This window comes from Lactobacillus bombicola (assembly GCF_900112665.1).
In the GTDB taxonomy this organism is placed as follows: domain Bacteria; phylum Bacillota; class Bacilli; order Lactobacillales; family Lactobacillaceae; genus Lactobacillus; species Lactobacillus bombicola.
Genome location: NZ_FOMN01000006.1, coordinates 24,482 through 46,715 on the forward strand (window position 1 = coordinate 24,482; position 22,234 = coordinate 46,715).

The window sequence follows — 22,234 nt, forward strand, 5'->3', positions numbered from 1 at the left end:
GGAGTTTAAGGTATGAATGTTTATGTAACAGCAATTATTTTAGCCTTAATTGCAATGTTGGGAAATGGTGAGTATTTTTTAGGTTCATCAATGCTATCAAGACCACTTGTAACATGCACATTAACAGGACTAGTATTAGGAAATCTGCAACAAGGCATCATTATGGGTGCAACTTTGGAACTAGCCTTTGTAGGTTCATTTTCAATTGGAGGAGCTATTCCCCCGGAAATTATTTCAGGTAGTGTTTTAGGTACAGCTTTTGCTATCGGCGCTGGGAAAAGTACCGCTGTTGCTTTAACGCTTGGTATTCCTATTGCATCACTAGTTTTAGTAATTAAAAATTTGTGCTTTATCTTTATTTTGCCTTACTTTGTTCATCGAGCTGATCATTATGCAGAATTAGCTGACGGCAGTGGTATAAGTCGAATGAATGTTTTAGGAGGATTTTTTTCAGTTAACTTACCAATTGGTTTAGTGGTAGGGATTTCTTATATTTTAGGTAGCCCAGTAATTAAAGGAATTTTAAGTGTAATTCCGCAATTCATTATTAATGGTTTGGGAATTGCTACTGGATTGCTACCAGCTTATGGTTTTGCCCTTTTAATGAAAATGATGATTAATAAAAAGAATGCAACTTTTTTTATCATCGGATTTGCGTTAGCAGTTTATTTAAAGATTTCAGTTACCGGAGTTGCCATTTTTGGAGCTTGTCTTGCCTTGATTTTAACGGGCTATTCCGCATTTAACGGTAAACCAGTAGTAAATACGGCGTCAAGTGCTAATAAAACAGCTAAATTAAATACAGAAAATGGAGGCATTGACTATGAAGATGAAGAATTCTAAGTTACTTACTAAAAAAGACCTAATGAAGACTTTTTGGCGCTCATTTACAATGGAATGGGCATGGAACTATGAGCGGCAGATGAATTTAGGTTACTCCTATGCCATGGTTCCTGCCTTACGGAAAATCTATGGGAATAATAAGGAAAAATTGCAGGCTGCTTACAAACGCCACCTGGAATTCTATAATGTCACTCCATGGTTAAGTACTTTTCCATTAGGAATTTCCATTGCAATGGAAGAGCAAAATAAACTTGATCCTGAATTTGACGATGCAGCAATTAATAACATTAAGGTGGCGCTGATGGGTCCACTAAGTGGTATTGGTGATTCATTTTTTTGGGGTACTTTACGGGTGATTGCAACCGGGATAGGTACTTCCCTTGCTCTGCAAGGGAATATCTTAGGTCCACTACTATTTTTGCTAATTTTTAATATTCCAGCATTATTGGTGCGCTATTATGGCTTATTTGTTGGTTATAATGTTGGTTCATCATTTATCGATAAAATTCAAAAAACAGGATTAATGGATAAGATGACCTATGGAGCATCTGTGTTAGGGTTAGCTGTTGTCGGTGCAATGGTGGCGACAATGGTGACTTTAAAAATGCCCTTAAAAATTGGTAGCGGGGCGCAAGCAACATCGATTCAAAAAATATGTGATGGGATAGTACCAGGTATTTTACCCTTACTGTTCACATTCTTCATTTTTTGGCTTGACCGAAAAGGTTGGAAATCACAGTACATTCTTCTGTTGATTGCCGCAATTGGTATATTTGGTGCCTGGTCAGGTTTATTAGGATAATATTTAAGGAGATATTTGTGAAAAGCATTGAAGATTATGTTAATTTAGAACCGCAATATTATCAGTCCGTTCTCGATAATTATCAAAGTTTGTTTGGGGACAAGTTCACCAAGGACGAGGTAATGAAATTTGATAACGTAGTAATTTATGCAACAGGGTCAAGTTCAAATGCAGCTTATGGTGCCTTGCCCTTTATGAGTAAAATTTTAAAAATGCCGGTACGAATTGAAGAACCATCAATTTCGGAAAATTATCTGTTGAATGTCAAAAAAAATACTTTGTGTTTGGCAATTTCACAAGGTGGTCATAGTTATTCAGTAGTCAAATTAATCGAACGTTTGCAAGAAGCAGGACATAAAGTATATACGCTGACTAGCGAACTTGATAGTCCGGTTGCCAAGATTAGTAAAAATCTTTTATTAATGGGGATGCCGGTAGAAGAAATGCCATATGTTAGTGCTGGTTATAGTGTGGAAATTTTAGATTTACTACTAATCACATTAACAATTGCGAGCGTAAAAAATCAAATTACTAGCGTGTGTTATCAAAAATATTTAACCGAACTGACATCAATTATGCAGGCAATGCCTTCTGTTATTAAAAGGTCTAGTCAGTGGGTTGATTTGCATTTATCTGAATTTAGTAATGCACAAAGAATAATGTTTATTGGCTACGGAGCTGCTTATGGAGTTAGCCGAGAAGGCGAAACGAAAATAACCGAAGCTGTTCGAATCAGTTCTTGGGGTAAAGAACTAGAAGAATATATGCATGGCCCTTATTTAGGACTAAAACATGATGATTTTGTTATTTGCTTGGAGCCTAATGGAAAATTACAAAAGCGGCAAGAACTATTGCAACAATTTTTAAATAAGCATATTGAGCACGTTTACTCAATTTATGCCGGTGTGGCTCAAAATTTAGGTAGTCATGATTTAAGTCTTCAAGTAGAAACAAATGAACTGTTAAGCGCTTTATTTATGACTGTTCCGGTTCATTTACTGGCTTATCGTTTGTCGCAAAAAAAGGGAATTGATTTGCAACGTTCAGCTTACCCTGATTTCGATGAAATTACAGCGTCAAAGATCTAATCATAATTTTAAAAAAGAGGAAAATACAAATGCGTAAATTTAATAAGCAAGAATTAATTCAAAGCATGGATGGTGCCCTTAAGCTAAGAGGCAAGATTAATGAAATAATTGATCCATTATTTAACAAAGGTATTTCTAATATTTGTTGGTTAGGAATTGGTGGCACCTATGCTTCAGGTATGCAAGCTAACATTCATATGAAAGAAAAGAGTGCCTTGGAAACTTTTTATCAAAATGCAGCAGAATATATTGTAACTGGTAATAAACGAATTACAGATAAAACATTAGTAATCATTTCATCTGTTACGGGTAATACTAAAGAGATGGTTGAGGCCGTCAAAAAGTTGAATGAAGTAGGTGCAACTATCTTGGGTTTTATGGATGATCCGAAAGCAAAGCTTGTCTCTAGTTTGACTTACTGCATCTCTTATCCAGAAAACGAACAACTAAAGTTCTTTATGGTTGGTGATCGCTTAATGTATCTAAATGGTGAATTTCCTGATTATGAAGACTTTTATCAAGAAATGGAGCAGTATTTCGCTCAAGACATTGCCGAAGTTAGTGTAAAAGCAGATGCTTTTGCTAAAGATTTTGCACAAAAGCACCATGATGATGCAATTCATTACTTTGTTGGCGCTGGTAATCAATGGGGGGCAACTTATTCTTATGCAATGTGTTATTGGGAGGAACAACATTGGTTAAAAACACGCGCAGTTGAAGCAGCAGAATTTTTCCATGGCATGTTTGAAATAATTGATCGTGATACTCCCGTAACCGTATATGTAGGAGAAGATAGCCAGCGACCTTTAAGTGAGCGGGTAGCCCACTTTTTACCTGAAATTTGTGGTAATTATACGATTATTGATGCCAAAGATTATGACTTACCAGGTATTTCAGAAAAATATCGTGGAACATTATCACCATTTGTTTTCCACGCAATCAATAACCGGATTGATATTCATATTGAACACTTGAATCGTCATCCGATGGATATAAGACGCTATTATCGAGCTTTAGACTATTAATTGGTGATATTTATGATTGGTGTGATAGTTTGTATGCATGGTAACTCTGCACTAGAACTAGTGAAAAGTGCGGAAATGATTTGTGGCAAGCAGGAAAATTGCTATACAGTCAATTTTACAATGGGCGAATCATTAGATGAATTAAGCGAACAATTAACTAATAAAATAGAGTTATTGTCTCAGCCGTTGATTTGTTTGACGGATTTAAAGGGCGGTACGCCATTTAATACATTAGTTAACCTTAAAAAGCAATATTCAAATATAGAAATTGTAGCGGGCGTTAATATGCCAATGTTGCTAGAACTATTTGTTAGTCGTGAACAAATGGCAATGCCAGAATTACTTGAGACTATTATAGAAGCGGGGACAGCTGGTGTATACCAATATGTTACTGAAAAAATAGTTGATGAAGATGAAGAATTTTAAGTCATTTTGCTTTTATGAAATATTTATTTACTAATATTATATTTTTATATATTACTAGTAACTGTAGATGCTATAATGTATTGTCTCTAAAGTGCATAGTTATTAAGAATAACTAAAAGGAGTAGTAATATGTCTAGGAGTTTTAATTATATTAATGGTTCAAAATTTGAAAGCTTTTTTGGTGTAATATTAATATGTTTAGCAGTATATCAACTATTTAATAGTGTGAAATATACTAAGGGGATACTACATAAAGGAACTAACAATGGCTTTTCTTTAGGAGCAATCACGTTTTCATTTTTCTTTAGTCTAATATTATTTGTGATTGGTATTTTAACGATTATGCAAAAATTTTAAAGACGATAGTTATGGATGTATTTAAAATTTTTAATGATAATTAAAAATTAATTTAAACATTTTATAGGTCATAATAGTAAGCGCTACCTAAAAAGTGGTATAATAAAATAAATTTTATGGATACATTCTAGGAGGAAAATTTTATTATGGCAGAACAAACAATTATGCTAAATTGTAGTGCAGGTATGAGCACATCATTACTAGTAACAAAAATGCAACAGGCAGCTCAAGAGCAAGGAATCGATGCAAAAATTTTTGCTTGTCCTGCTTCAGAAGCCTCACAACATATTGGGCAAGAAGAAATTGATTGTGTCCTACTTGGACCACAAGTTAGTTATATGAAAGATGATTTTGTCAATAAAGTAAAAGGCAAAGGAAAAGATGGTCAAGATATTCCACTTGATGTAATTAATATGCAAGCATACGGCATGATGGATGGTAAAAAAGTATTACAACAAGCAGAAGATTTAATTAACGGCTAAAACGGGAGATTAAGATGGCAGAAAATCAGACAGAAGAGCAAACTTTACAGGCTGCGATGGGTCTAATTGCCAATGGTGGTAATGCAAAAAGTTTGGCTTTTGAGGCGATTCGTCAAGCTAAAAAAGGCGATATTAAAGGAGCGCGAGCTAAGTTAAAAGAAGCTGATGCTTCTTTAAATGAAGCTCATAATTCGCAAACTGCAATGTTGACCCAAGAAGCTCAAGGAGGGCACACTAATGTAACTCTACTTGTAGTTCATTCACAAGATCATTTGATGAATGCAATTACCTTTAGAGATTTAGCAGGTGAAATGGTTGATTTGTATGAGAAATTATATGAAGCTAATTCCTTGGCAAAATAAATGAATAACAAAAAACGAAGTTCAATTTAACTTCGTTTTTTGTTATTCATTTATATATTTTAATTCAAATCTAAACCGTTAGTTTTAATTACTTTTTTATACCAGTCAAATGAATCTTTCCGTGAACGACTCAGGTCTCCTTCGCCAGCGTCATTTTTGTCAACGTAGATAAAGCCATAACGCTTATCCATTTGTCCTGTTCCAGCTGAAACTAAATCAATAGGTCCCCAAGGAAGGTAACCCATTAAGTCAACACCATCAATTTCTACGGCTTTTTCCATTTCAGAAATATGTTTTCTCAAATAATCAACGCGGTAATCATCATGAATAGAGCCATCTGCTTCAACTTTATCGTATGCACCAAGACCATTTTCAACGATGAATAGTGGCTTATGATAACGATCTGTTAAATGATTTAAAGCAATGCGTAGACCTTCAGGATCAATTTCCCAGCCCCAATCGCTACGTTCTAAAGTTGGATTTTTGGCCACGGCTTTAGCTAAATCATTTAGTTCATCTGGCTTAACTTTTTCCGCTGAAACGGTAGTTGTTTGATAATAACTAAAGCCAACATAATCAACAGTTCCTTCTTTTAGGACAATTCGATCTTCATCGGTAATGTCTGACCGATAACCATTTCTGTTAATATAAGTTTCAACTTCTTTAGGATATTCACCAAAAACGTGGACATCTGAGAACCAATCGCGGCGTTGTTCAAATTTGTCAGCCAATAGTACATCTGCTGAAGATGAAGTAAGAGGCCGAACAGGTGAATAATTAATCATACAGCCAATTTCAAAGTTAGGATTAATTTTGTGCCCAACTTTAACTGCCAAAGCTGATGCAACTAATTCATAATGAGCAGCTTGGTACATGGCTGCTTCTTTTTCTTTCTCACTGAGATTATTAAGAATAATTCCTGAATTTGTAGCTATTAAAAAGTCTTCATTATATGCAGATTGATTATCAATCTCATTAAATGTCATCCAGTACTTCACACTATCTTTATAGCGCTTAAAGCAGACAGTAGCAAACCGAACAAAAAAGTCAATTAATTTCCGGTTGGTGAAACCATTATATTTTTTGACTAAATTGAACGGAATTTCAAAGTGTGAAAGAGTCACTACAGGTTCAATTCCATAATGATGGCAAGTTGCGAATAAATCGTCATAAAATTTCAGACCAGCTTCATTAGGCTCTTCGTCATCACCATTAGGGAAAATTCTGGTCCAAGCGATTGAAGTTCTAAAAGCCTTAAAACCCATCTCTGCCATTAATTTGATATCTTCTTTATAGTGATGATAGAAGTCTATGGCACTATGATTTGGGTAATTCTTTCCTTCAATGACGCCATCGGTAATTTCACGTGGCTTAGTTGCTGATCCCACAGTCATTACATCGGCAATTGACATTCCTTTGCCGTCAACATTCCAAGCACCTTCTAATTGGTGCGCAGCAACGGCACCGCCCCATAAAAAACCATCTGGCATTTTTGCTGAATACATATTTTTCTCCTTTTGTCATTTATACTGATAGCGCTAACAGATTTATTTTATAATAAATTGAAGTGTTTTATCAAGTTAAATAATAATTGGCTTTTATCAGTATCTAAGGACTATAATAAAATCATAAGATGGGGGATTTTTTATGATAAATAAGAAAGAAAATCAAGCAGACTATCAACGTAAAAACCATGAAGACACTATAAAGTATTTATACTTTAGTCGTTATTTAATGTTGCGTTATATAGTGGTCATTTTTTTGTTTACTAATCTTTTTTGGTTATTAATTCTAATTCAATATCAAACGTGGCTTGGAGTTGTTATAGCAGGAATTATGACTTTAATTGCTACGGCTGCAGCGATTGAACAATTAGCTAAATTACATAATCGAAAATTAGCTGTACCAATAACGCAAGCCTTTTTGTGGCTACAATTGTTGGTTAACCTGTTATTGGCGGGGAGTCTTTTTTTACCTATTAGAGTAGACTTATTCCCTTTTATAAACACTAATAATGTTTGTTATTTAATATTAGCTATCCTTTTTATCGGTGTTATTTTAGCGTATTGGTCAATTAAGCGAATCCACCAGATTACAAATAATCGTGATAGGTACGTTAAGGTTATTGAAACTTTCAAAAATAATTAAAAAATTCTTGCATTAGTTATGAAAACGGTTACAATATTAATTAAGTAGTTTTAAAAAATTACTATTTTGAAGGGAGTTTTAAAAATGACAGAACCAAGTAAGAAACCGCTTAAGGATCGGATTGCCGCCATAGCGGGTAAATTTGCGGCAACGAGATTTGTACGGGCAATTATGGATGCGGGTTATAGTGTGATCTCGTTTTCAATTGTCGGAGCATTTTTCTTGATTTTGACGGTGTTGCCACAGATTATTAATACACCGGGATTTATAAGCTTTTATGCGAATACGATTGGCCGTTTTTCTAATTTATACCAATCAGTCTATAACGCAACAATGGGGATTATTGCCCTAGTTTTTTCCGGCACTTTTGCCTATTCTTACACTAAAATTTATCATGATGAAGAAAAAATTAACTTAGTCCCGATGAATGGGTTAATGATGTTTTTAATGGGCTTCTTTATCACGGTAGCCGAATTGGTCTGGAAGAATGGCCGAATGGAATTCGTGCAAGTTTTCAGTAAAACCCAAATGGTTGCTGGGGGTTATGAGGCCAATACTTCAGGAATTTATCGAATTGGTGCAGTCGGGATCTTTATTGGTTTAGTCGTAGCTTGGTTGACTGTCCAAATTTATCGTTATACCATTAAGCATAACTGGCAAATTAAGATGCCAGCATCAGTTCCATCTGGCGTTTCAAATTCCTTTAGTGCTTTAATTCCTGCTTTTTGTGTCGCAATTATTATTGCTGCAATTAATGCTGGATTTGTTTTAGCTGGAACAGATTTATTTAAGATTTTATTTATTCCGTTTTCCTTTATTAGCGACATTGCTGATACTTGGTGGGGCTTTTTAATTATTGTATTTTTAATTCACTTCTTATGGTGGTTTGGTATCCATGGGACAACAATTATCAGTTCATTTTATGCCCCAATTGTTTTAGCCAATATGTCTGCTAATGTTAAAGGAGCGCATCACTTCTTTGCTGGTGACCCGACTAACGCCTTTATTACTATTGGTGGCTCAGGTGCGATGTTAGGTGTCGCTATTTGGCTGGTAGTAGGAGCACGTTCAGCTCAATTAAAGGAATTGGGAAAGGTTGAAATTGTGCCCGCAATTTTTAATATTAACGAACCATTAATTTTCGGCTTACCGATTGTATATAATATCGATTTAATGATTCCATTTGTTTGTGCACCACTTGCGTCAGGAATTATTGCTTACTTAGGAATAAGTTCACATTTGGTGCCAAAAATTATTGTGCAACAACCATGGCCGACACCGGTTGGCTTAGGTGGTTTTATTGCTACTGCTAGTTGGCAAGGAGGGGTTTTGGCGATTGTGTGTGCAATTGTTGCTTTCCTTGTTTGGTATCCATTTATCAAGCATTATGACAATGTCTTATTGAAGAAAGAACAAACTGCTACTGACTAACAATAATTAATAATATAAAAAAACTGGCTGCATTTGCAGGCAGTTTTTTATATTATTAAAGAAAGCGTTACCAAAAAGGTGCTATAATAGAAAATAGAAATAATGAAAAGAGGTATGACTGATGCTTATTTTTGGTAAAAAATTAAATTTTCGGCCATTATTAATTGGATTGTTATTTTGCTTGGGAATAGGAATCTTAGCGGCAATAATGCTACAACTAATGAATATTCACCCAATTATTTGGGCTGTTTTAGCAGGAGTAATAATTTTTTTATTGATTACTCTAGTTTATTACCCGACAGTTTTGCAGGATGAATTTAATTATTTTACTATTTCTAAGCAAGAAATAACATATTACAATTATGGTAATCGTTTCAACAAATTTAAATTATTGTTGTTGGGTAAAAATGCTCCTGTAAAGACAATTAAACTGACTGACATTAAATTAGCTCACTTAGCTGGTAAAAATGAAATCAAAAAAATGGCTTTTACAGTGCCTTTTGATATGTTGCAAGTTTATTTTTCAGGCATTATTTCTATGCTGATGAATCAATTTGGGCTTGAACTTGTATTAAATAATGGGTAAAAAATATACCTGTCACTTGCTCGTGATCATATCTATAATCCTGAAAAAACTTATAATCAAGCTAACACAGCTATCAATATGATTAAGAGGTAGTAAGTTAAATTTTATAAACTAAATTTTGGTATTGCGACCGCTTTCTTGTTATGATGAAGAAGTAAGCAAGGTATCTGAAATGGAGGAATTCTAAATGAAATACCCAAAGACTAAAGAAGTATTAAATCAATTAGTAGCGGATTTAACGCAAATGCATATGGTCGTTCACCAACATCACTGGTATATGAGAGGAAATCGCTTTTTAAAACTACATCCATACTTAGACAAGGTAATGGACGAATTAGCTGATCAGCTTGATCAAGTTTCAGAGCGCTTAATTACGCTTGATGGCTCTCCCGTCTCAACTTTAAGTGAAATTGCTGAGAAAACAAAAATTGCGGATGAAAAGGGCAATTGGACTGAAACAATTGATGAACGTTATGCCAAAATAATTGCTGGTTATAAATACTTAGAAGGGCTTTATGAAGAGGGAATCAGAGTTAGTGATGAAGAAGGCGACTATTCAACTAATGATATGCTAACGGGTTTCCATACTGATATAGAGAAACGGATTTGGATGATGGCTAGTGAGATTAATCAAGCTCCTACTATTGATCCAGAATAATGAAACTAGCAAATAAAAAGACAGTCTTTTGGGCTGTCTTTTTTAGTGCCATGATTATTAAATTTATTTGCTATAATAAAGTTAATTTGCTGGTTATTAAAAATAATTATGAGAAAGGTGTAGGTAATGGACAAACAGAATCAAGATGAATTAAAAAAAAGAGCAGCGATCAAGGCTGCGAGTTTGGTGCGCTCAGGGATGAAATTAGGGATAGGCACGGGCTCAACGGTTGCTTATTTAATCGATGAACTAGGTCGTCGTAAAAAAGAAGAACATTTAGAATTAGCGGCAATTGTTACGACTTCCAGCAGAAGTAAGAGACAAATGGAGCGGTGGGGCTTTCAAGTTAATGAATTAGCTGAAGTTGATCAACTTGACTTAACGATTGATGGTGCTGACCGTTTTGCTACTGACTTTTCCGGTATTAAAGGTGGTGGCGGTGCCTTGACTATGGAGAAAAATGTAGCAGTTAATTCTAAAAAAATAATCTGGATTGTTGATGAATCTAAAGTAGTTGATTATTTGAGTGGTTTTCCTTTACCAGTTGAAGTATTACCCATTTCCTGCGAGCAAAATTTTCGCCGATTTCAAGCGCAAGGGCTCAAGCCTACATGGCGCATGGCTGCTGATGAAAAGCGATTTGTTACTCACTATGGCAATTATATAATTGATTTAAATATTGAACAAATTTTAGTGCCACAAGGATTAGCAGCTTATCTTGACCATATGGTAGGAGTAGTCGAACATGGCCTTTTTATAAATATGTGTGATGAAGTGATTATTGCTCACACTAACGGTAAAATAGAGCAACGTAAAAAATAATTTTTGTAAAGAGGGAAAATATATGACAAAAAAACCATTAATTATTAGTACTGATCCAGGAATAGATGATGTAGTAGCACTAACAATTGCCCTTTTTTCTGCTAAGCTTGATGTGAAATTAATTGCAGCAACTTGGGGTAATGTACCATTAGCTAACACTTTGGTTAATACATTAAAATTAGAAGCATTTTTAAAAACGAAGGTACCAGTTGTCTCCGGTGCAACGTGTCCTTTATTACGTCAAGCTATTGATGCTTCTGATGTTCATGGTAAAAATGGTCTTGCTGGTTATGAATTTCCTGCAGCTGATCAAAGTTTACTGCAGCCAGGATTAGCGGCAAGTGCAATTCACCAAGTTGTGGAGCAAAGTTCAGAAAAAGTAACTTTAATGCAGATTGGACCAGCAACTGATTTCGCTCTTTACTTTCGGCAATTTCCAGAGGATCTAGCTAAAATTGAGCAGTTAGTAATCATGGGGGGAGCAATTGGACGCGGAAACTGGGGCCCATATAGTGAATATAATGTTGCTGGGGATCCAGAAGCTGCGCAAATTGTTTTTTCTAGCGGTGTAAAAACACTGTTGGCGCCATTAGAATTAGGTCATCAAGCTTATATTACCCAGGAAACGTTACAAGAAATTAAACAGATTGGTGATGTTGGTGATATGCTGTATAACATTATGACGAATTTACATGATGAAACAGAAACAGATGGTCGCGAAATATATGATGCCTTAGCAGCTGGAATGTTAATTGAACCAGATATGTATACTTTTAAGCCAGCCTATGTAGTTATTGATACAAAAAGCAGTAATGCTTACGGGGCATCGATGATTGATTTTGATAATTTCTTTGGTCAGCAACCAAATGTACAAGTAGGAGTAAAAATTAACCAAACTGTTTTTGCAAGCTGGCTTGTAAATGAAATTACTAAAGCAGAACAATTGAGGTAATTAATGACAGATTTTGTGTATCGCACGGTAATGCGTGATATAAAACAGAATATTTTAGAAAATAAGTACGATGGGATGCGTCTTCCAGATGAACGAAGTTTGGCAGATCATTATCAGGTAAGTCGTTCATCAATGAAAAGAGCAATGGAGCTCCTTTCACAGGAAGGAATTGTGTTTAAAAAACGTGGCAGTGGCACTTTTATTAACCCGCTATATCTAAAAAATCAGTCTCTGTTTCGTTATGATGGTTCCAATCTGGGTTTAACCGATAGTCTTAAAGTACCAGGTAAAACTCAAGGTATTAAGTTAATTGATTTTAATGTTATTCCAGCGTCAAAGGCAATTGCACAAGACCTATTTTTGGAACCTAATGATTTTGTGTATGAATTTCATCGCTTGCGTTTATTAAATGAGCAGCCTTTTTTGCTGGAAACGGGCTATTTACCTATCAAAATTGTACCGGAACTGAAACCCGAACACTTAAAAAAGTCCTTATTTAATTATTTAGAAGATAAGCAGAACAAAGTTGTTACTAAGGCATTTTTAAATATTACGGTTGATTCATCTAACGAGAATGATCAAAAATGTTTGCAACTCAAAAAAACAGAGCCAGTAGGCGTAATAGAAGGAATTTTTTTCTTAGATGATGGTACTCCATTTGAAGTATCAACCATGCGGATACATTATCAGTACATGAGATTCAATACTTTTGTTAATTTAAATCAATAAAAGACAGGCTTTTAGCCTGTTTTTTTGAATACCATATTTAGTAGCCTTCAAAATTGGAACGAACCAATTATAAAAATGGTTGAACTTAAATGGAAACTTGTTATAATATGTGTATCAAGTGAAACTAAAAACTTTAAAAAAGGGAGAATTAAAATGGCAGTTGATTATGACTCAAATGAATTTCTTAAAAGCGTTGATGCCCATTGGCGTGCCGCTAACTACTTATCGGTTGGTCAGCTTTTCTTAATGAGCAATCCATTATTGAAGGAAGAACTTAAGGCAAGTGATGTTAAGCCTAAGCCGATTGGCCATTGGGGCACCATTTCACCACAGAACTTTATTTATGCCCATTTAAATCGGGTAATCAAAAAATATGATCTTGACATGTTTTACATTGAAGGATCCGGTCATGGTGGTCAGGTAATGGTTTCTAATGCCTACCTTGATGGCTCTTATAGTGAGCTTTATCCAGATATTCAACAGGATGAAAAGGGGATGGCCAAATTATTCAAGCGTTTTAGTTTTCCAGGCGGCTCAGCCTCACATGCTGCCCCAGAAACTCCAGGTTCAATGCATGAAGGTGGCGAGTTAGGTTATTCGATTTCTCACGGTACTGGTGCTATTTTGGATAATCCAGATGTAATTGCGGCCGTTGAAGTTGGTGATGGTGAAGCTGAAACGGGTCCTTTGGCAGCCAGTTGGTTTAGTGATAAATTTATTAACCCAATTAAAGATGGTGCAGTTTTACCAATTTTGCAAATTAATGGTTTTAAAATTTCTAATCCAACGATTGTTTCCAGAATGTCCGATGAAGAATTAACTAAGTATTTTGAAGGAATGGGTTGGCATCCGTATATTATTTCAGCTTATCAAGGTGGAGAATTTGCTGGTTATAAGGACCATATGCAAGTGCACCAAGAAATGGCTAAACTTATGGACACTGTAATTGAAGAAATTAAAGCTATCCAAAAGAATGCACGTGATAATAATGATGAATCTGTTGCCCATTGGCCAATGATTATTTTCCGTGTACCTAAAGGATGGACGGGTCCTAAATTTGATCTTGACGGCAATCCCATTGAAAATTCATTTAGAGCTCACCAAATTCCAATTCCAGTTGCTCAAGCTGATATGGAACATCAAGAAATGTTACTAGATTGGTTGCAGAGTTATAATCCAGCAGAATTATTTGATGAAAATGGTGCTCCTACTGCTATCGTAACTGCTGATAATGTTCAGGGTGACAGACGCATGGCTATGAACCCGATTACTAACGGTGGAAAAAATGCCAAACGTTTGAATTTACCTGATTATCGTAAGTATGCTTTAAAATTTGACCAACCTGGTTCAATTGAAGCAGAAGATATGACGGAATGGGCAAAATATCTAAATGAAATTGCCAATCTTAACCCTAATGATTTTAGGGGCTTTGGTCCTGATGAAACTAAATCAAATCGATTATTTAAATTTATTGATGATCAAAAACGGCAATGGGAAGGTTCAGTTCATACCCCTAATGATGAAAATTTGGCACCAAGTGGTCGCTTAATTGATTCGCAATTGTCGGAGCACCAAGATGAAGGGTGGCTTGAAGGATATGTTCTTTCTGGACGACATGGCTTTTTTGCTACTTATGAATCATTTGGCCGCGTAGTTGATTCAATGTTGACTCAACATATGAAGTGGTTAAGAAAGGCTAAGGAACAATACTGGCGCAAGGATTATCCTTCACTTAACTTTGTAGCTACTTCAACTGTTTTTCAACAAGATCATAACGGCTATACCCACCAAGATCCAGGTATTCTTACTCATATGTATGAAAAGAATCGTCCAGACCTTGTTCATGAATATTTACCAGCTGATACCAACTCACTCTTAGCAATTTCACAAAAAGCTTTTACTGATCGTGAATGTATTAATATTCTGGTTACTTCTAAGCAAGAGCGTCCGCAGTGGTTCTCTATTGATGAAGCAACGAGAATTGCTGAGCATGGTTTATCATATATTGACTGGGCGTCTACTGATCAAAATGCTAAACCAGATGTAGTTTTTGCTTCAACTGAGACTGAGCCAACAATGGAATCGCTTGCAGCAATCGACCTTTTGCATAAGAACTTCCCAGCTTTAAAAATTCGTTACATTAACATTATTGATGTAATGAAGTTAATTAATACTGAGGATAATCCAGCAGCAATTTCTGATGCAGAATTTGAGCAACTATTTCCAAGTGATGTACCTGTTATCTTTGCTTGGCATGGATACAAGGCGATGATGGAATCGATTTGGTTTGGTCGCGGGCGTAGCAATGTTCATATTCATTGCTATGAAGAAGAAGGTGATATTACTACCCCATTTGATATGCGAGTAGTCAACCAACTTGACCGTTTCCATTTAGCAAAGGATGCAATTTTGAGTGTACCGCAATATGCAGAGCAAAGTGCTGGTTTTGTTGCTAAAATGGATCAATTGCTGGCGAAGCATCACCAATACATTAGAGATAATGGTAAGGATATCCCTGAAGTTACTGAATGGCAGTGGTCTGGCTTGAAGTAGCAATTAGTTAGCTATTTTTATAAAATGAAAAAGTTGTTAAGTCTTACTGAGAAGCATAGACTTAACAACTTTTTTGCTAGAGATAGAATTATTTCTTTGTACTCTTTTCAAAGCCCCAAAAGTAAGTGAGCAGAGCCCCTGTTAAAAGTGCGGTTCCCGAACCTAGAATCATGAATCCAATTGGCTCATACATCATCATTAAGATTGAAAAAATATTATCAATTAAAAATGATTTAACCACAACGTGTAAAGAGGCACTAACTGCACCACCTAGCCCACCAGCAATTGCCGTAATAATAATTAAACGCTTGGAAGGCATAATTAAACCATATAAAATTGGTTCAGTTACGCCTGCAAAAATTCCAGTAACTGTTACTGAACCTGCTAAACTTTCTAGTTTAGCATTTTTACTTTTAATTAAACTATATAAGAATGCACCTAAAGCAACACCAATTTGAGCCCAAAATGCGCATACGCTGACGCCACCAATGACATCACCACCATAGACTTTTAAATTTTGTAACGTAATTGGGACGAGTCCCCAATGTAATCCTAAGACAGTCAAAAATGAGTAGGATGCTCCCAGTACTAAACCTGCTACTAATCTACTTTTGCCAAATAGCCACATAATAATTGTGGAAATCCAATTACCCACTGTATTACCAAATGGCCCAAAAATTAAAACGGTTGCTGGTACTAAAATAATTAAACAAATTGTTGAATTTAAAAAAATTTGTAGTTGTTGCGGAATAATTCGTTTTAATAAACGTTCTAAAATTACATATGCCCCAATAATGACAAATATAGGAAAAACAGTAGTTGAATAATCAATCGGGTCTAATGGCATTCCTAAAAAGTTTAAACCGTGTTTGCCAATTAAATGGGTAAAACTGGGTTCTAATAATGCAGCTCCTAATGCTCCGCCAACAAAAGGATCAGCCTTAAATTCTTTGGCTAAAGTAATACCAACAAAAATAGGTAAAAAATAGAAAACGGAATTGCCTGCCGCAGCTAATACCAAATATGGCGTACTAGTGGCTGATAACCAATGCAGACTAGTCAATACAGTCAGGATAGCCTTAACCATGCCTGCGCCAGACATAATTGAAAGTAAAGGCATAAAAGCGCCTGAAATAATTTTTGTCAATGAAGATTTTACTTTATTACTTGAATTAGCTTCAGGTAATTTATTTGAATCAGTCTGTTTATTAGCGGCTAATTTTTGTTGAATAATGTCATAATATTCAGCTACGTTGGGACCAATTACAATTTGATCTTGCCCGCCAGTGTGTACGATACTTAAAACACAGGATAAATCATTTAATTTTTTTTCATCAATTTTATGACTATCTTTAAGTTCAAATCTTAGTCTAGTCACACAATGGACTAGACTATTTACGTTTTGCGGACCACCAACATATTTTAAAATAGCTACTGCATCTTTATTTATTTTATCCATATATTCTCCCCGGTAAATTATATTATATTATTAATTTTTTATTTTATATTTTTTAAAAAATTAATAATATAATAATTTAATCAGATTATAATGTCAATATATAATTAATTGACTCAAAAAAATATATTGATATTTACGAACTATTTATTATAAAATTAATTGTATTGTTAACAATATTAATATTAATGCAAAGGAAAAAACAATGACTAAGCAAATAAATGTGTTAACCACAACGGATATTCACGGCTTCATTGCTAATACGGGAGAACAGCCAGCATTGGCTTTTGAGGGATTAAAAGAAAAGTATCCTCATTCATTATTAATGGATAGTGGGGACTTTTTTGTGGGGAATCCTTTAACTACCTTTTTCTGTGATCACATGACGGTTTCACCATTAGTAGATTATGCTAATGCAATTGGTTTTGATGTTATGGTACCTGGTAACCATGACTTTGATCACGGAATTAATTATTTGAAAGAGCAGGTTAAGCATTTAAATGCTGACTATGTATGTTGTAATGCTTTTTCTGAGGAAGATGAGTTACTTTTCCCACCATTTGCTATTAAAGAAATTAATGGTATTAAAGTAGGGGTTATTGGCTTAGTAACTAGTCGAATGTCAATGATTAGTGATTTTCCAGTTACCAGGGGTGTGATTGTTAAAACAGCTTTACCAGAGTTGCAAAAGCAAGTTGCCGTTTTAAGAGATCAAGTAGATCTGATTTTAGTAGGGTATCATGGTGGAATTGAACGTGACTTAGCAACACATAATGAAATCAATTATGCAACGGGAGAAGACGAAACTTTTAAATTGGTTTCACAAACTCCAGGGATTGATGGATTTAGTTGTGGTCATCAACATCGGGTTAATCATGGACAAATTGGACAAACTTTAATTGTTCAATGTGGTTATCGTGGCAATTATTATGGTCATTTAACGTTTGAATTCGATGATTATAATAAAATCATTCAGCGAAAAGAAGAAGTGGTTGCCAGTGAAACTCTACCAGCAAAAGCTGAGAGCTTTTATGATGAGCAAGAATATCAAGAATGGCTAAGTGAAGAACTTGATCTTAGTCAGTTGGTTAGCTTTTTGCAAGAGAAATTTGCGCGCACAAATTTAGGAATTTTTATCAATTTACAAGGTAAAACTAGAAAACAGGTAATTGATTCCTTTACTATTCCTTATGGTGTTAGAATTTATCATTTGACTAAGTCTGAATACACAACTTTTAGCCAACAGCCTTGGACCCTAAAAGAGGAGCATTCTCCTAATGATGCTCAAGATTTTGTTGTTTTAACAAATTCATATGATGTACCAGAGTATCGTTTGACTGAACAATTTGTTGATAATATTTTTGATGAATATTCATACTATTTAAAACAACGCGGATAAGGAGAAGAGAATGGGATTAATTGGAATAATTTTAGTTTTGGGCTTATTGTATTGGGTTAGTTTTGATCGGGAAAATATTGATTATAAATCAATTTTATATCTGTTTATTACAGAAATAATTTTGCTGTTTTTAATACTGAAAACTTCAATCGGTAACTGGATTATTAATGGGCTTTCTAGTAGTTTAAACATTATTAGTGCTTCTAGTAGTAAGGGCGTCAATTTTGTTTTCGGTAATTTGAAAAATCCTGGTGTAGTTTCGCAATTTTTCTTAGATGTGCTACTACCATTAATTTTTATTTGTGCCTTAATTGAATTATTACAGTACTTACGCATCTTACCGTTTATTATAAAATATGTTGGTAAAGTACTTAAAAAGTTGTTTCACATTGATGAAATTAATGCTTTTGCAATTTTAAGTTATCCAATTGTAAGTAACGGTGTATTTGTTCCCTTTAAAGACCAGATGAAGGAAATGGCTCCTAACCAGTTGTTCACCTTGTCTATATATACTTTATCAAATACTACTTTGACAATGATTGCTTCATACATGCACATTATTAAGTCAGAATTTATTCTTGTAGCGCTGGTACTTAATTTATTTACATCAATTATTGTCGCAAAAATCGTTGCGCCATATGATATTACGCAAGTTAATTATGAAATTTCAACTAAAAGTACAAACCAGAAATCACTTATTACACGTTTGATTGACAGTATGGGTTTGGGTTTTAAATTAGCGATTAATATTTCAATTTCAATCATTGGTTTTGTTTCTTTAATTACATTTGTTAACATTATTTTCAAATCGGCCTGCGGCAAGACTTTAACTGCTTTAATTGGCTATGTTTGTGCTCCAGTTGCATTTTTAATGGGAATTGATCCACATTCAATTGTTAGTGCCGGGACAGTTTTAGCAACGAAAGCTTTTACAAATATTTTTGTAGCAATTAATCAAATTAATATGAATGCCGTGCCAGTTAAAACCCAAGCAATCGTTAGCGTATTTTTGATTTCATTTGCTAACTTACCTAATCTAGGGACCACATTAGGTATTATGCATACTATGGTCGATGAAGAACATGGTGAAGCAATTGCTAAACACGCCTTGCGTTTATTTATGGTGGCAACTGCAGTAAGTATTATTAATGGCGCACTCGCTGGATTATTTTATTCATTTTAATTATTTATTCTTGTTAAAAATACCAAAATTATTTATAATTAAATAATCATAAGGGAGTAACAGCAATTATTTGCGGTAAGTCCAACAATCGAAGAAATACTTCTGGACTTATCTTAATTAGTGAGACTTGTGTGCTAAGCGCATGAGTCTTTTTTTAGTAATTAGGGGGTTAAAATATTGCAAGATTTTTATCATCAAACTGTCGCAGCAATTGAACAGGAATTTTCTACTTCGTGTGCTAAGGGATTAACAGACAGTCAAGTGCTTGAAGCACGAGAAAAATATGGTTCTAATAGTTTGGCAGGCAAGAAAAAAATTAGTATCTGGCAAAGGCTTTTAGCGCAATTTAAGGACTTTATGATTATCGTTTTAATTATTGCAGCTGTTTTATCGGGTTTTGTGGCTCAAGAATGGACTGATGCAGCGATTATTATGGTCGTAGTTATGTTAAATGCTATTCTTGGAGTATTTCAAGAAGCACGTTCAGAAGAAGCAATTAATGCCTTAAAGAAAATGGCTACACCGAATGCGCATGTGCGACGTGGAGGACAGATTGTAGAAATTCCGAGTCCGCAATTAGTTCCCGGTGATATAGTTTTACTTGAAGCTGGGGATGTTGTACCGGCTGATCTGCGTTTAACAGTAGCTAAAAGTTTAAAAGTTGAGGAATCAGCTTTAACCGGTGAATCTGTACCAGTTGACAAAGAAGCGACAATTATTAATGACGTAAAAGTTGCTTTAGCAGACCAGAAAAATATGGCTTTTGCTAATACTAATGTGACTTATGGGCGCGGAGAAGGTATTGTAACAGAAACAGGGATGAATACTCAAGTTGGTAAAATAGCTACAATGCTTAATAATACTGATGAAACAGATACCCCTTTGAAACGTAATCTTAATCAATTAGGCAAAACTTTAACGATCATGATTTTGCTGATTTGTGCAATCGTGTTTGTTGTTGGCTTTTTTACGAAAAGAGGAACCGAGCCAACGGATAAATTGGCAATTGACATGTTTTTAGTAGCCGTTTCTTTAGCTGTGGCTGCGATACCTGAAGGCTTGCCAGCAATTGTAACAATTATTCTAGCACTGGGTACCCAGGTAATGGCTAAGCACAAATCAATAGTACGCAAGCTTCCGGCGGTCGAAACACTGGGAGCTACAGACATTATTTGTTCTGACAAGACTGGAACTTTAACACAAAATAAAATGACTGTTGAGCAAGTTTTTTACAATAATCAACAGCATCCAGCTACACAAGCACTTGCAGCCGATAATCATGCTTTAATGACCATGGTTCTAGCAAATGATTCTAAATTAGATAATAATAATAAACTATTAGGAGATCCGACAGAAACTGCTCTAATTCAATTTGCCCTTAATCAAAAAATTGATGTTCAGCAACTTCTGCAAGTGCATAAACGGCTGCAAGAGGTACCGTTTGATTCTAGTCGGAAATTAATGAGTACCATTAATTTGGACCAGCAGCAGTATTTTGTAGCAGTCAAAGGTGCTCCCGATCAATTGCTTAAGCGTGTAACCAGAATTGAACAAAATGGTAAAATTAAGCCTATTACTGAAGAGCAGAGGGCAGCAATTGCGGCTGCCAACCAGGAAATGGCGCAAAAAGCTTTGCGAGTATTGGGGTTAGCATATAAAACTGTTGATCAGTTATATGATGAACCAACTACTGATAATGTTGAGCAAAACTTGATTTTTGCAGGATTAGTTGGAATGATTGATCCGGAACGTCCTGAAGCTAAAGCAGCAATTGCTGAGGCACATAGTGCTGGTATTAAAACAGTTATGATTACTGGCGACTATCAAGTAACTGCTCAAGCTATTGCTGAAAGATTAGGGATTTTAGCTCCTAATCAAGATGAGCGAGTAGTTACAGGTGGACAGTTAGATAATTTTAGTGATAATTATTTGGCAGAACATGTGCCTGATTTTAGTGTGTATGCTAGAGTTTCACCAGAACATAAGGTACGCATCGTTAAAGCTTGGCAGTCACGTGGTAAGATTGTTGCGATGACTGGAGATGGCGTTAATGATGCCCCAAGTTTGAAACAGGCAGATATTGGTATTGGGATGGGGATCACAGGTACTGAAGTTTCTAAAGGCGCCAGTGATATGATTTTAGCAGATGATAATTTTGCAACAATTGTTGAGGCAGTCAAGCAAGGAAGAAAAGTATTTAGTAATATTCAAAAGGCAATTCTTTATTTAATGAGTTGCAATGTTGGTGAAGTATTAACCGTATTTATGATGACAATGCTAGGCTGGGATATTCTAGCACCGGTTCAATTATTATGGATAAACTTGGTAACAGACACACTACCAGCAATTGCTTTGGGACTTGAACCCGTTGAAAAGGGGATAATGAAAAGAATGCCGCGTGGAAAACAATCAAACTTTTTCAGTGGGGGAGTAGCCAGCTCAATTGTTTACCAAGGAGTACTAGAAGGAATACTAGTTTTAACTACCTACCAATTGGGATTGAATTTTGGCCCACATGTCGGTAATACCAGCTTACAGCATCAGGATGCTTTGACAATGGCTTTCTTAACGCTGGGATTGATTCAACTTTTCCATGCGGTTAATTCTAAATATATTCACCAATCGATTTTTTCAAAAAGAACGTTTGCGAATAAGTGGTTTAATCTGGCAATTTTAATTTCTGCAGTTGTCATGTCTGCAGTTGAATTGCCGTTTATGAATCAGTTCTTTGATGTAACTGAGTTAAATATTACACAATGGCTAATAGTTTTAGTAGCTGGTTTGGGTATGATTGTTATTGTTGAAGTAGTTAAGTTTGTGCAACGTATATTAGGTAAAAAATAAATTAAATAATAAAAAAGCTCTTTGATAAAGTTAACAATTATGAAATAGTCTAAATTGTTATAATAAGAGCTTTTTGTTTGTTATTCAG

At 35.1% G+C, this 22,234-nt stretch carries 21 protein-coding genes; 19 read left to right on the forward strand and 2 right to left on the reverse strand.

Annotation, left to right across the window (positions count from 1 at the left end):
• Positions 1-12 precede the first annotated feature (12 nt).
• The 8 genes from BM203_RS05685 (at position 13) to BM203_RS05720 (ending at position 5,385) form a co-directional block, all read left to right on the forward strand.
• A complete protein-coding gene (locus BM203_RS05685) occupies positions 13-843 on the forward strand; it encodes a PTS mannose/fructose/sorbose/N-acetylgalactosamine transporter subunit IIC (protein ID WP_090093413.1) in 831 nt (276 codons plus the stop codon).
• Positions 824-1,645, forward strand: coding sequence for a PTS system mannose/fructose/sorbose family transporter subunit IID (locus BM203_RS05690; RefSeq protein WP_090093414.1), 822 nt, complete (start codon positions 824-826; stop codon positions 1,643-1,645). The genes BM203_RS05685 and BM203_RS05690 overlap by 20 nt, the downstream gene beginning before the upstream one ends.
• A 17-nt stretch (positions 1,646-1,662) precedes the next feature.
• Positions 1,663-2,733, forward strand: a complete 1,071-nt coding sequence (locus BM203_RS05695) for an SIS domain-containing protein (RefSeq protein ID WP_090093416.1) — start codon at positions 1,663-1,665, stop codon at positions 2,731-2,733.
• Positions 2,734-2,762: 29 nt separating this feature from the next.
• A complete protein-coding gene (locus BM203_RS05700) occupies positions 2,763-3,758 on the forward strand; it encodes an SIS domain-containing protein (protein ID WP_090093418.1) in 996 nt (331 codons plus the stop codon).
• 12 nt (positions 3,759-3,770) lie between these two features.
• Complete coding sequence (locus BM203_RS05705) at positions 3,771-4,184, forward strand: PTS sugar transporter subunit IIA (RefSeq protein WP_090093420.1); 414 nt, start codon at positions 3,771-3,773, stop codon at positions 4,182-4,184.
• A gap of 129 nt (positions 4,185-4,313) precedes the next feature.
• Positions 4,314-4,541: a hypothetical protein gene (locus BM203_RS08525; RefSeq protein WP_090093421.1), complete on the forward strand. Its 228-nt coding sequence runs from the start codon at positions 4,314-4,316 to the stop codon at positions 4,539-4,541.
• A 146-nt stretch (positions 4,542-4,687) separates the two neighbouring features.
• Complete coding sequence (locus BM203_RS05715) at positions 4,688-5,023, forward strand: PTS sugar transporter subunit IIB (protein ID WP_090093423.1); 336 nt, start codon at positions 4,688-4,690, stop codon at positions 5,021-5,023.
• Positions 5,024-5,037: 14 nt separating this feature from the next.
• Positions 5,038-5,385, forward strand: coding sequence for a PTS sugar transporter subunit IIA (locus BM203_RS05720; RefSeq protein ID WP_090093424.1), 348 nt, complete (start codon positions 5,038-5,040; stop codon positions 5,383-5,385).
• Between the two features lie 59 nt (positions 5,386-5,444).
• Here the strand turns inward: BM203_RS05720 and BM203_RS05725 are convergent, their stop codons facing one another.
• Positions 5,445-6,890, reverse strand: coding sequence for a 6-phospho-beta-glucosidase (locus BM203_RS05725; protein WP_090093426.1), 1,446 nt, complete (start codon positions 6,888-6,890; stop codon positions 5,445-5,447).
• Between the two features lie 142 nt (positions 6,891-7,032).
• Here BM203_RS05725 and BM203_RS05730 point away from each other — a divergent pair, with 142 nt between their 5' ends.
• From BM203_RS05730 to BM203_RS05765, 8 genes are all read left to right on the forward strand, one after another.
• A complete protein-coding gene (locus BM203_RS05730; protein WP_090093428.1) occupies positions 7,033-7,533 on the forward strand; it encodes a hypothetical protein in 501 nt (166 codons plus the stop codon).
• 84 nt (positions 7,534-7,617) lie between these two features.
• Positions 7,618-8,964, forward strand: coding sequence for a PTS cellobiose transporter subunit IIC (gene celB, locus BM203_RS05735; RefSeq protein ID WP_090093429.1), 1,347 nt, complete (start codon positions 7,618-7,620; stop codon positions 8,962-8,964).
• A gap of 121 nt (positions 8,965-9,085) precedes the next feature.
• Complete coding sequence (locus BM203_RS05740; RefSeq protein ID WP_090093431.1) at positions 9,086-9,550, forward strand: hypothetical protein; 465 nt, start codon at positions 9,086-9,088, stop codon at positions 9,548-9,550.
• A gap of 187 nt (positions 9,551-9,737) precedes the next feature.
• Positions 9,738-10,208: a Dps family protein gene (locus tag BM203_RS05745; RefSeq protein ID WP_090093433.1), complete on the forward strand. Its 471-nt coding sequence runs from the start codon at positions 9,738-9,740 to the stop codon at positions 10,206-10,208.
• 126 nt (positions 10,209-10,334) lie between these two features.
• On the forward strand, positions 10,335-11,030 hold the full coding sequence (gene rpiA / locus BM203_RS05750) for a ribose-5-phosphate isomerase RpiA (RefSeq protein ID WP_090093435.1): 696 nt from the start codon (positions 10,335-10,337) through the stop codon (positions 11,028-11,030).
• A gap of 22 nt (positions 11,031-11,052) precedes the next feature.
• Positions 11,053-11,982 carry a nucleoside hydrolase gene (locus tag BM203_RS05755; protein WP_090093437.1) on the forward strand — a complete coding sequence of 310 codons (930 nt, stop codon included), beginning with the start codon at positions 11,053-11,055 and terminating at the stop codon, positions 11,980-11,982.
• Positions 11,983-11,985: 3 nt separating this feature from the next.
• Positions 11,986-12,711 carry a GntR family transcriptional regulator gene (locus BM203_RS05760; RefSeq protein ID WP_090093438.1) on the forward strand — a complete coding sequence of 242 codons (726 nt, stop codon included), beginning with the start codon at positions 11,986-11,988 and terminating at the stop codon, positions 12,709-12,711.
• 153 nt (positions 12,712-12,864) lie between these two features.
• Entirely contained in the window at positions 12,865-15,264 is a 2,400-nt protein-coding gene (locus BM203_RS05765) for a phosphoketolase family protein (protein ID WP_090093439.1), read from the forward strand.
• Between the two features lie 88 nt (positions 15,265-15,352).
• On the opposite strand, the gene BM203_RS05770 is transcribed toward BM203_RS05765, so the two are convergent.
• On the reverse strand, positions 15,353-16,723 hold the full coding sequence (locus tag BM203_RS05770) for a PTS transporter subunit EIIC (RefSeq protein ID WP_090093440.1): 1,371 nt from the start codon (positions 16,721-16,723) through the stop codon (positions 15,353-15,355).
• A 202-nt stretch (positions 16,724-16,925) separates the two neighbouring features.
• On the opposite strand from BM203_RS05770, the gene BM203_RS05775 reads away from it, so the two are divergent.
• The 3 genes from BM203_RS05775 (at position 16,926) to BM203_RS05785 (ending at position 22,146) form a co-directional block, all read left to right on the forward strand.
• On the forward strand, positions 16,926-18,119 hold the full coding sequence (locus BM203_RS05775; RefSeq protein WP_090093441.1) for a bifunctional metallophosphatase/5'-nucleotidase: 1,194 nt from the start codon (positions 16,926-16,928) through the stop codon (positions 18,117-18,119).
• 10 nt (positions 18,120-18,129) lie between these two features.
• Positions 18,130-19,302, forward strand: coding sequence for a nucleoside transporter C-terminal domain-containing protein (locus tag BM203_RS05780; protein ID WP_090093442.1), 1,173 nt, complete (start codon positions 18,130-18,132; stop codon positions 19,300-19,302).
• 174 nt (positions 19,303-19,476) lie between these two features.
• The gene (locus BM203_RS05785; protein ID WP_090093443.1) at positions 19,477-22,146 is read left to right on the forward strand and encodes a calcium-translocating P-type ATPase, PMCA-type; all 2,670 of its coding nucleotides are present in this window, start codon (positions 19,477-19,479) and stop codon (positions 22,144-22,146) included.
• Positions 22,147-22,234 lie beyond the last annotated feature (88 nt).